Raw genomic sequence first — 10,410 nt, 5'->3', positions numbered from 1 at the left:
GGTGGTCGAATTCTGTAGGACTCAGCCCGACCAGCCGCTCAAAGGAACGTGCTCTGGACGTCAACTTCTCCAGCCGCAACACGCCTCAAGCTACCCACTTCCACTCCTACTGCGCAACAGGTCTTGATCTGATCCACAGGGAGAGGTCCGGGCCCGCGCTCGCGGGCGCCTCTCGGGCAGGAACAGCCCGTCCCCACACCCGGGGGCGGGTTTTGCCGTTTGCTGAAGGGATGAGCCCCGCTTCATTGGCCGTCATCGTGGAAGAACATGGAGGCCCCGAGGTGCTGCGCTGGCAGGCCCGGGCGCTGCCCCAGCGGGGCCCCGGGCAGGTGCGGGTGCGTGTGGAAGCCACGGGCGTGAACTACGCCGATGTGCTGTCCCGGCGCGGCGGCTACGGCCCCGGCGCCCCGCTGCCGTTTGTCCCCGGCCTGGACGCCGCCGGCACCGTGGACCGCCACGCCCAGGACTTCGTGGCCCTGACCCTGGAGTTGACGGGTGGCCGGGGGGCCGACGTGATTCTGGATTCGGTGAGCGGCGAGACGGCTGAGCGTGGCCTGATACGGGTTCCGAAAAATTCCGTAACGTGTTACGGAATTTTTTCGACCAGAGGAAGAGGGAAAAGAGACGGATTTCCGGGAATTGGGCTGGAACAGCGCCGAAGGCGGGGAACATCCGGCGCTGTCCCGGATGTTACGGAAATGGACGGAATCCGTATGAGCTGCCTCGCCCGTTTTGGCCGGCTGGTGACTTACGGGCACGCCGGCGGGCGCCCCGGCCTGATTCCCACCGCGCCCCTGCACCGCGAGGGCCGGGCCGTGATCGGCTATTCCGGCAGCACCCTGCGCCAGCACCGCCCCGAGCAGGCGCGGGCCGTTGCGCAGGCGGCCCTGGGTGCTCTGGCACGCGGTGAGGTGCATCTTCATGGCCCCCTTCCTCTGCCACTTGCCGAGGCAGAAGAGGCCCACCAGCTCGTCGAAGCCGGGCAGGTGAGGGGGCGCCTCACCCTGCTGGCTTAAGACCCGCTCAGCGACCCGGGCCCGTGACTGACCAGAGGCAGACACAGGCGCCGCTACAATGTGGGCCGCATGAAACACAACCTTCTCCTGATTGGCGCCGCCCTGAGCCTCAGCAGCTGCGCGGCCGTCTTTGGTCCCTCGCAGGTGGACGTGACTGTGATTGGCGTCAACGACTTTCACGGCAACCTCCTGCCCACCTCGTTCCGCGTGCCCGACCCCGCCGACCGCAGCAAGACGCTGACCGTGCAGGCCGGCGGCGTGGAGGCCATGGGCACCATTCTGGCCAACGCCCGCCGCACCAACCCCAACACGGTGTTCGTGGGCGTGGGCGACATGACCGGCGCCAGCCCCCTGATCAGCGGCCTGCTGCGCGACGAGCCCACCATTGACGCCCTGACTGGCCTGGGCATGAAGGTGAATGTGGTGGGCAACCACGAGTTCGACTACGGCTTTGCCGAGCTGCAGCGCTACCAGAAGGGCGGCTGCAACAGCAATGACGCTGCCAAGGCCTGCAAGTTTAACAACACCTTTGCGGGCGCGGGCTTTACCTACATCGCCGCGAACGTGCTGGACGAGAAGACCGGCCAGCCGGTGCTGCCCGCCTACAAGATCGTGCAGGTGGGCCCGGCCAAGATCGCCTTTGTGGGCGCGGTGCTCAAAGACACCCCCACCGTGGTCACCCCCAGCGGCGTGGCCGGCCTGCGGTTTGCTGACGAGGTGGCCAGCATCAACGCCGCCATTCCGGCCATCAAGCGCATGGGTGCCGACGCCATCGTGGCGCTGGTGCACCAGGGCGGCACCGCCCGCGACACCTTTGACATTGTGGACTGCACCACCCTGTCCGGGCCCATCGTGGACATTGCCAAGGGGCTGGACCCGGCGGTCAGCGCCATCATGACCGGGCACACCCACCGGGGCTACAACTGCCGCGTGCCCGACCCTAACGGCACCCCCCGCGTGGTGATTCAGGGCGACGCCCTGGGCCACCTGCTGCAGCGCCTGGACCTGACGGTGGACCTGCGCACCAACCGCGTGCTCGCCGTCAAGGCCAGCAACGTGGTGGTGGACGCCGCGAATACTGCCAAGGACCCGGCCATGACCGCGCTGGTGAACAAGGCCAAGGGCCTGACCGACCCGATTGCCAAGACCGTGATCGCCACCCTGGGCGTGGAGCAGATCAGCCGCACGGCTACCCCGAACGGCGAGAGCCCGCTGGGCCGCGTGATTGCTGACAGCCAGCTGGCCGCCACCAGCAGCCCCGACAAGGGCGGCGCCGTCATCGCCTTTATGAACCCCGGCGGCATCCGCGCCGACCTGCCCGTGAACGTGCCCAACGCCAGCAAGCAGGTGACCTACGGCGACGCCTTTGCGGTGCAGCCCTTCGGCAACATCCTGACCGTGATCACCCTGACGGGCGCGCAGATCAAGGCCGTGCTGGAGCAGCAGTTCGACAACCCCTCGGCGGGCAGTAACCGCATTCTGCAGGTCAGCAGGGGCCTGAGTTACACCTGGGACAACAGCAAGCCCAAGGGCGAGAAGGTCAGCAGCCTGCGCCTGAACGGGCAGGCCATTGATCCAGCCGCCAGTTACCGCGTGACCGTGAACAACTTCCTGGCCGACGGCGGCGACGGCTTCACGGTGTTTGCCCAGGGCACCAACCGTCTGGGCGGCGAACTGGACATCAACGCCTTCCAGGCGTTCCTGACTGCCGGCACCGTGACCCCCGACACGACCGAGCGCATCACCCGCCTGAACTGAGTCCGGGCAGAGCGGAGAGGGGAGAGCCAGCGTGCTCTCCCTTCTGCGTTGTTCCAGGAGGGGGGTGGGCCGGTCGCCCTCAAGCAGCGTGCGCTACGCCGTGGGCTGGGGGGAAACCCCATTCATTTCGCGCACCTGCCCGCCCTCCACCTGCCAGCGGCGGGTGGCCACCCGCGAGAGCAGCGCGCGGTCGTGGCTGGCCAGCAGCACGGTCCCCGGAAAGGTCACCAGCAGCCTTTCCAGGGTTTCAATGGCCCGCACGTCCAGGTGGTTCGTGGGTTCGTCCAGCACCAGCACCTGGGCGCGGGTCACGCTCAGGCGGGCCAGGCTCAGACGGGTGCGCCCGCCGCCGGACAGGGCGCTCAGGGCAAAGGCCGGGCCGCCGGGCACCTGCAGTCCCGCCGCCACCTCGTGCAACTGGTGGGGGCTCAGGTGCGGGTTGGCGTCCAGCAGGGCGTCGCCCACTGTGCTCAGGCCGCGCAGTTCCTCGCCGCCCTGCCCGATCACCGCGCGTACCAGTCCAGCGCCCCAGCGCACCGTGCCGTGGGCAGGCAACTCGCCCAGCAGGGCGCGCAGCAGCGTGCTTTTGCCGCCGCCGTTGGGGCCGGTCAGGGCGACGCGCTCGCCCCGGCGCACCTGCAGCGTCACGTCACTCAGTACGGTGCGCCCGCCGCGCGCGGCGCTCAGGCCCTGCACGGTCAGCACCTCGGCCGGCCCAGGGGGCGCGGGGGGCAGGTCCAGGCGCACCGTCCGGTGGTCGGTGTAGGGGCGGGCCACCGCCTGTTCGTCCAGGCGCTCCAGTTGCTTGTGCAGGGCGCGCGCGCGGGCCGAGTGAATCTGCTGGGCGCGCCCGGCCTTGTGGCTGGACAGAAACTTGTCGTTGTCGCGGGCGCGGCGGCGGTTTTCCGGTACGGCCCCCTTGCTGGCCTGCCGGCGCCGCTCCTCGTCCAGGGCGGCGCGTTTGCGCTGGTAGGCCGCGTAATCGCGGGCCTGGGCCCCGCGCAGGGCCGCTTTCAGGGCCATGGCCTCGGTGTAGCCGCCCGGGTACTCGCGCAGCTCGCCGCGTTCCAGTTCGGCCGCGCGCGTGGCCACCGCGTCCAGAAAGGCCCGGTCGTGGCTGGCCAGCACAAAGGCAGCGGGCGAGGCCTGAATCCAGGCTTCCAGCCACGCGGCCCCGGCGCTGTCCAGGTGATTGGTGGGTTCGTCCAGCAGGTACACGTCGGCGGGCGAGAGCAGCAGCCGCGCCAGCCACACGCGCCGTGTCTGGCCCCCGGACAGGCTGCCGGCCGGTGCGTGGCCCGGCAGGTTCAGGCCCGCCAGCACCGCCTCGGCCCGGGCTTCGGCGTCGTAGCCGCCTGCCACGCGCCAGTGCTCCTCGGCGTCGGCGAACGCCTGCAGCGCCGCCCCGGTGCCGCTGCCCAGCGCCGCCGAAGCCGTCTCGAAGGTCCGGCGCGCCCGGCGCAGCTCGGCGGGCATCACGGCGTCCAGCACCGTGCCGCGCAGCTCGGCCTGCTGGGCCAGGAGCGCCACCCGGCCGCTGCGGGTCACGGTGCCGGCGTCCGGGGTGTCCAGGCCCGCCAGCACCCGCAGCAGGGAACTCTTGCCGCTGCCGTTGGCGCCGATCAGCGCCACGCGGTCCCCGGCGCCCACCTCCAGATGAATGTGGGCAAAAACGGTGCGGTCGGCGTAGGCACGCGCGACCCCTGTGGCCTTGAGCATGTGGTGTCTCCCTGGGTGAATGGGCGCCCGGCGCCTACACAGCGGCGCGTGGGCAACGTCAACACGGTTTCAGGGATGATCAACGCAAGGGCAAAGGAGTCCTTTGAATGGGCGGAGGGCCGGGCCTCCGGCACGCCAGGCACCGGAAAGGAACCTTGGGGCGGGAGCGCTGAGCCCAGGGTACCCTCTGCGCCCAGACCTGGGGTGCGCCGAGTGGCCTAGTCGGTGGCCCAGTGGGCCCATCTGCAGCGCCGGGGGCGGCTGGGCCCCTTTACAGTGGGCGGGTGACCCCACTTCCCCGCACCTCTCCTGAAGCCCAGGGCCTGTCGTCGCGCGCCGTGCTCGCGTGGCTGGACGCGCTGGAGGCCAGTGGCCTGGAACTGCACGGCTTTGTGCTGCTGCGCGCGGGCGCGGTGGTGGCCGAGGGGCACTGGGCCCCGTATGCGCCGCAGCAGGTGCATCATCTGTACTCGCTGAGCAAGAGCGTGACAGCGCTGGCGGTGGGCGCTCTGGTGGCCGACGGGCGGGTCCGGGTGGCCGACCGACTGGTGGACCACTTTCCAGACGACCTGCCCGTCCCCGTGCCGCCCCACCTGGCGGCCATGCGGATAGAAGACCTGCTGACCATGCGCACCGGCCACGCCGAGGACGTGACTGGCGCCCTGATGGCCGCCCCTGATGGCGACTGGGTGCGGGCCTTTCTGGCGCAGCCGGTGGCGCACCCGCCCGGCACCCATTTCGTGTACAACAGCGCGGCCACCTTCATGCTCTCGGCGCTGGTGGAGCGGCTTTGCGGGCAGTCCCTGCTGGCGTTCCTGCACCCCCGGCTGCTGGCGCCACTGGGGATTGAACACGCCCGCTGGGTCGCCAACGCCCAGGGCATCCACCTGGGCGGCTGGGGCCTGCACCTGACCACTGAGGGGGTGGCCCGCCTGGGGCAGCTCTGCCTGCAACGGGGCGAGTGGGCGGGGCAGGCCCTCCTGCCCGCCGGGTGGATGGACGCCGCCACCCGCGCCCAGGTGCCCCCCGGAGACGACCCGGACAGCGACTGGGCCCAGGGCTACGGCTATCAGTTCTGGCGTTGCCGCCACGGGGCTTACCGGGCCGACGGCGCCTTCGGGCAGTTCTGCGTGGTCATGCCGGAGCCGCAGGCGGTGCTGGCCATCACCGCCAACGTCCCCGACATGCAGGGCGTGCTGAATCATGTCTGGACCCATCTGCACGCCGCAATGGGAGCCGGGACCTGTCCCGAGGACCCCGCTGCCCTGGCCGCCCTGCGCGCCCGCTGCGCCGGGCTGCATCTGCCCTTGCCCGCGCCGGGCGCGGTGTGGAACGGGCCGGTTCAGCCCGCCACCTTTGTGTTCGAGCCCAACGAGGTGGGGCTGGCGGCGCTCCGGGTCGAAGCGGGGCCGGGGGGCTGCTACATCACCTTCACCGATGAGCGGGGCGAGCACGCGCTGGAGGCGGGCGTGGGAGAGTGGCGAGAGAGCCGCACCACCGCGTGGCCCGTCAGCGAGGAACCCGTGCTGGCGCGGGCAGGGCTCACCCACCAAGGAGAACTTCACGTCATGGCGGTGTGGATTGAGGCCGGCTTTCACTGGACAGTGGCCGTCGACGAGGCGGCCGGCACCCTGAGCCTGCAGCTGCCGGCCACGATGGGCTTTGCCGGGCGGCCCCTGCGGGCGGTGCGCGCGGCGCCTAATCCCGCTTTCTGACCAACAGAGCCAGCAGAAAGATGGCCGTGTTCACCAGTACAATCGTCGCGCCCGGCGCCGTGTTCAGGAAATAGCTGAGGTACAGCCCGCTCACACCACCCAGGGTGCCCAGCAGCGCCGAGAGGGCCATCATCTTCTTCAGGCTGCGTGACAGCAGCCGGGCCGCCGCGCTGGACGTGATGAGCAGGCTCACGCTGAGGGTGGTGCCCACCAGTTGCACGGTGAGCACCACCACCAGGCCAATCAGAATAAGCAGCAGGCTGTCCAGCCGGCGCACGGGCAGGCCCACCGCCCGCGCCTCGGTGGGGTCGAAGGCGGCCAGCAGCAGTTCCTTTTGCAGCGCCAGAAGCACGCCGCCCACCACCAGCGTGACTGCCAGGGCGCCCCACAGATCGGCCGGGGTCACGCCCAGCGGGTTGCCAATCAGGAAGTTGCTCAGGTCGGTGGTGAAGGTGGGCACGCGTGAAAGCAGCACAATCCCCAGCGCGAACATGCCCACAAACACGATGCCGATAGCGCTGTCCTGTTTCAGCCCGCTGCGCCGCCCCACCGCGCCAATGCCCAGGGCGGTCAGCACGGCGGCCAGCAGGGCCCCCAGCAGCAGATTGCCTTTCATAAGGAAGGCCGCCACGATGCCCGGCAGCACCGCGTGGCTCATGGCGTCCCCGATGTAACTCAGCCCGCGCAGCACCACCCAGGCGCCCACCAGGGCACACAGCGCACTGACCAGCGTGACGGCCAGCAGGGCCCGCACGAAAAAGCCAAATTGCAGGGGATCAGTCAGCCAGTCCATAGGGATGTGGGGAGTGGGCTGTGGGAAAAGAGGGGAGACGCGGTGCGCAGGAGAAAGAAGCGAAGCTGCCCCCAGATGCTGGGCAGGAGTCCATTCACCATCAACCTTCCGCCATCACCGCCCCTACGCATGCGTAGGGCCCAGGTGGCTGGTGCTGAAGGTGGCTTCGATGTTGGCGGGGGTGTACACCTGCGGCGGGGTACCGTCGGCAATGACGCGGCGGTTCACGAGCACCAGATGGTCGCACCAGCGCCGGGCCTGTTCGAGGTCGTGGGTCACCATCACCACCGCCCGGCCCCGGTCCGCCTGGGCGCGCAGCAGGGCCATCAGCTGTTCCTGGGTGGCGGCGTCCACGCCGGTCAGGGGTTCGTCCAGCAGCAGCAGGTGCCCCTGGCGGGCCAGCATCCGGGCCAGCAGCACCCGCTGGCGCTGCCCGCCCGAGAGCGCGCCAATGTGGCGTCCGCGCAGTTCGTAGACCCCGGTTTCCTTCAGCGCTTCCTCCACAATCTGGCGGTCCCGGCGCCCTGGCCAGCGCAGCCAGCCCAGGCGCCCGGTGCGGCCCATCATGGCCACGTCCCACACGGTCACCGGAAAGGCCCAGTCCAGTGTCTGCTGCTGCGGCACATAGGAAATGCAGCCGCGCGCCGTGTGGCCCGGGTCAAAGCGCACGGCGCCCTCGGGGTCGGGCAGAATCCCGACCAGGGTCTTGAGCAGCGTGCTTTTGCCGGCGCCGTTGGGCCCGATCACCGCGCTGAAGGCGCCTGCCTCAAAGCGCACACTGGCCCGTTCCAGGGCGGTGTGTGCGCCGTAAGCCACTGTCAGGTTCTCCACGCCCAGCATCAGACCAGCATACTCTTCCGCCGCTTGATGTTGCGAGTGCAGAATCAAGAAGACAACGAGGCGTCGCCCGGCCACAGGCGAAGCCGGGCGCTGGGGACAGAGGAGAAGGGTCGTTAGCGGGCCTGCTTCAGCGCCCGGACCATGATGTCCACGTTGGCGCGCAGGGCCCGCAGGAAGGTGTCGCCCGCGCTGCCCTTGGGGCCCAGCGCGTCGGTGTACAGGGGCGGGGCCAGCACGGCGCCGGCCTCGCGGGCCAGGGTCTGGGCCAGGCGGGCGTTGACGGTGTTCTCGGTAAAGATCACGCGGGCGCCGGTCTTTTTCATGGTCTGGGCCAGGGTTGCCAGTTCACGGGCGCTGGGCTCGCGCTCGGTGCCCACGCCGGGAATCACCGCGCCCACCACCCTCAGGCCGTAGCGCTCGGCCAGGTAGTGCAGGCTGTCGTGATTGGTGACCAGCACCCGGCGCGCGGGCGGTACGGCGGCGAACTGTGTTCTGGCGTAGGCGTCGGCGGCGGCCAGGGCCCTGCGGTAAGCGGCGGCGTTCTTCGCGTACACGGCCTTACCGGCCGGGTCCAGCGCACCCAGAAACGACTGGGCGTTGTTCACGTAGCCGGCCGCCAGCCCCGCGTCCCACCACGCATGCGGATCCAGCGCGCCGTGGTCGCCGTGGCCGTGATCGTCGTCGTGCCCGGCCCCAGGCTCATGTTCCGCCGGGTGCAGCTTCAGGCCCTGGGTCAGCAGCTTCACCGGTACCTTTGGGGCGCTGGCCTGCAGTCTGGGCAGCCAGGGTTCCAGGCCTGCCCCATTGGCAAACAGCGCGCGGCTCTGGGCCAGGGCGCGAATCACGCCGGTGGAGGGCTGAAAGGTGTGGGTATCGCCGCCCGGGGGCACGATGGTGGTCACCTTCACGCGGCTGCCGCCCACCGCCTGCACAAAGTCCGCCATGATGCTGGTGGTGGCGCTCACCTGCAGGGGCGCGGCCTGGGCGGCGCCCACCAGCAGGGCGGCCAGAACGGGCAGCCGCCTCATACGAGTTCGGTGCCCCGCACCAGCCCCCGGCCCAGGGTGCGCAGCGCCGAGGCACTCAGCCATACGGTCTTGACCACGCCGCCCTCGCGGATAGTCCGCTTGTGCAGGTTGGCCCGCTGCACCCGCTTGGTGACGCCCGTGATCTTGCGGCCCACGCCGCCCTTGGCGCGCGCCTTGCCGCGCCGGACCACACTGTTGACCACCATGTTCTTCTTGCCTGTCAGGTAACATTCACGGCTCATCTTGATTTCTCCTTATCATATCCGGCGAGTAGGGAAAGGGGCAGGGTCACACCTTCGGCGGGCCTGTGCTCAGACGGAAGGCAGGTGGGCCGCAGGCGAGGAGTGAGCGGACGTGCCGCGCGAACCCGAGAACAGACGGAACACCTCTGATGACAACGCAGCTTGGGCAAGGCGCCAGCGTGCTGTTCCATCGTCGGCGCTCCGTCCTCAGCCCTGCAGGGCCTCAGTCAGCAGCCCGTCCAGCGCCTCGCCGTCCAGCGCGCGGCCAATAAACACCAGTTCGCTGTGGGCCTGCGCGGGGTCCAGCCACTCGCCGGCCTGTTCCAGTGCCAGCTGCCGCCCGGTGTGGTTCCACAGGGTGGCCACGCCGTCGCCCAGATTGATCCAGCCCTTGGAGCGAATCACGTTCTTTGGCAGCCCAGCCGTGAGCGCGCGGGTCAGGCGGTCGGGGTCGAAGGGCTTCTGGGCGCGGAACAGGTGCGTGTCCAGCCCGTAGGTTTCCGACTCCGGGGCGTGCGCTTTGCCCAGCTCGGCCATCCAGGCGTCCAGCCCGCTGGCCTGGTCAAAGTCGAACAGGCCGGTGTTCAGCAGAGCCCCGGCGGGCAGCACGCCGCGCACGGCGTCCAGCACCCGGGCGCGCGGGTTGGTGATGCGCACGAGGTCGCGCAGCGCCGCCACGTCGTCGGGGGCGGCCAGGTCCAGTTTGTTCAGCACCACGATGTCTGCAAATTCCAGCTGCTCGGCCAGCAATTCGCCAAAGCCGCGTTCCAGATCGTCGCCGGGAATAGCGTCCTGACGGTTCCACAGGGGGAAAAACTGCGCGCTGTCCACCACAGTCACCATCGCGTCCACATGCACGCGGCCCAGCAGGCTGGGCAGGGGGCCTTGGCCGTCTTCGGGCGCCAGATCCAGTTCTTCCGGAGTCAGGCAGAAGGTCTGCGCGATGGGCAGCGGCTCGCCAATGCCGGTGGACTCGATCAGAATGGCGTCCAGTTCGCGGGTGCTCAGCAACTCGTCCACCGCCTGCAGCAGGTCGCCGCGCAGCGTGCAGCAGATGCAGCCGTTGGACAGTTCGGTGATCTGCTCGTCAGTTTTTACCACCAGCGAGGCGTCAATGTTCACGGCCCCGAACTCGTTCACGATCACGGCGATGCGCTGCCCCTCCGTCTGGGTGAGCAGGTGGTTGAGCAGGGTGGTCTTGCCCGCGCCCAGAAAGCCACACAGCACGGTAATGGGGACAGAGGCAGGGAAGGGTGTGGAGGAACCAGGGCTGGTCATATTTGATAACGATAAACTATT

Annotated in this window: 9 protein-coding genes; 3 read left to right on the top strand and 6 right to left on the bottom strand. The window is 69.5% G+C overall.

Translation table 11 applies throughout. The annotated features are described in order from the left end of the window. Positions 1 to 230 precede the first annotated feature (230 nt). Both C8263_RS13765 and C8263_RS13760 read left to right on the top strand, forming a co-directional pair. The gene (locus C8263_RS13765) at positions 231 to 1,016 is read left to right on the top strand and encodes an alcohol dehydrogenase catalytic domain-containing protein (RefSeq protein WP_107138697.1); all 786 of its coding nucleotides are present in this window, start codon (positions 231 to 233) and stop codon (positions 1,014 to 1,016) included. A gap of 69 nt (positions 1,017 to 1,085) precedes the next feature. Next, entirely contained in the window at positions 1,086 to 2,774 is a 1,689-nt protein-coding gene (locus C8263_RS13760) for a bifunctional metallophosphatase/5'-nucleotidase (protein WP_107138696.1), read from the top strand. Between the two features lie 93 nt (positions 2,775 to 2,867). On the opposite strand, the gene C8263_RS13755 is transcribed toward C8263_RS13760, so the two are convergent. Beyond that, positions 2,868 to 4,493 carry an ABC-F family ATP-binding cassette domain-containing protein gene (locus tag C8263_RS13755; RefSeq protein WP_107138695.1) on the bottom strand — a complete coding sequence of 542 codons (1,626 nt, stop codon included), beginning with the start codon at positions 4,491 to 4,493 and terminating at the stop codon, positions 2,868 to 2,870. 284 nt (positions 4,494 to 4,777) lie between these two features. On the opposite strand from C8263_RS13755, the gene C8263_RS13750 reads away from it, so the two are divergent. Beyond that, positions 4,778 to 6,208, top strand: a complete 1,431-nt coding sequence (locus C8263_RS13750) for a serine hydrolase domain-containing protein (protein ID WP_158263805.1) — start codon at positions 4,778 to 4,780, stop codon at positions 6,206 to 6,208. On the opposite strand, the gene mntB is transcribed toward C8263_RS13750, so the two are convergent. From mntB to C8263_RS13725, 5 genes are all read right to left on the bottom strand, one after another. Then, a complete protein-coding gene (gene mntB, locus C8263_RS13745) occupies positions 6,192 to 7,001 on the bottom strand; it encodes a manganese ABC transporter permease MntB (RefSeq protein WP_107138693.1) in 810 nt (269 codons plus the stop codon). The two genes, C8263_RS13750 and mntB, sit on opposite strands and share 17 nt — an antisense overlap. 123 nt (positions 7,002 to 7,124) lie before the next feature. Beyond that, positions 7,125 to 7,841, bottom strand: a complete 717-nt coding sequence (gene mntA, locus C8263_RS13740; protein ID WP_107138692.1) for a manganese ABC transporter ATP-binding protein MntA — start codon at positions 7,839 to 7,841, stop codon at positions 7,125 to 7,127. Positions 7,842 to 7,954: 113 nt separating this feature from the next. Then, positions 7,955 to 8,869: a manganese ABC transporter substrate-binding protein MntC gene (mntC, locus tag C8263_RS13735; protein WP_107138691.1), complete on the bottom strand. Its 915-nt coding sequence runs from the start codon at positions 8,867 to 8,869 to the stop codon at positions 7,955 to 7,957. Then, a complete protein-coding gene (gene rpmB, locus C8263_RS13730) occupies positions 8,866 to 9,111 on the bottom strand; it encodes a 50S ribosomal protein L28 (protein ID WP_107138690.1) in 246 nt (81 codons plus the stop codon). Before rpmB ends, mntC begins: the two co-directional genes overlap by 4 nt. A 207-nt stretch (positions 9,112 to 9,318) precedes the next feature. Next, positions 9,319 to 10,389 (bottom strand): CobW family GTP-binding protein, encoded by a 1,071-nt coding sequence (locus C8263_RS13725; protein WP_107138689.1) that lies wholly within the window; start codon positions 10,387 to 10,389, stop codon positions 9,319 to 9,321. Between the last annotated feature and the right edge of the window lie 21 nt (positions 10,390 to 10,410).

It is taken from the genome of Deinococcus arcticus (assembly GCF_003028415.1).
GTDB lineage: Bacteria > Deinococcota > Deinococci > Deinococcales > Deinococcaceae > Deinococcus > Deinococcus arcticus.
Note: the sequence above shows the minus strand (reverse complement) of the source record. Positions and strands in the feature narration are given on the sequence as shown.

Bases quoted from the DNA above. Each gene is read 5' to 3' on its own strand.
- C8263_RS13765 (WP_107138697.1), top strand. From the start codon at position 231: ATGAGCCCCGCTTCATTGGCCGTCATCGTGGAAGAACATGGAGGCCCC.
- C8263_RS13760 (WP_107138696.1), top strand. From the start codon at position 1,086: ATGAAACACAACCTTCTCCTGATTGGCGCCGCCCTGAGCCTCAGCAGC.
- C8263_RS13755 (WP_107138695.1), bottom strand. From the start codon at position 4,493: ATGCTCAAGGCCACAGGGGTCGCGCGTGCCTACGCCGACCGCACCGTT.
- mntB (WP_107138693.1), bottom strand. From the start codon at position 7,001: ATGGACTGGCTGACTGATCCCCTGCAATTTGGCTTTTTCGTGCGGGCC.
- mntA (WP_107138692.1), bottom strand. From the start codon at position 7,841: ATGCTGGGCGTGGAGAACCTGACAGTGGCTTACGGCGCACACACCGCC.
- mntC (WP_107138691.1), bottom strand. From the start codon at position 8,869: ATGAGGCGGCTGCCCGTTCTGGCCGCCCTGCTGGTGGGCGCCGCCCAG.
- rpmB (WP_107138690.1), bottom strand. From the start codon at position 9,111: ATGAGCCGTGAATGTTACCTGACAGGCAAGAAGAACATGGTGGTCAAC.
- C8263_RS13725 (WP_107138689.1), bottom strand. From the start codon at position 10,389: ATGACCAGCCCTGGTTCCTCCACACCCTTCCCTGCCTCTGTCCCCATT.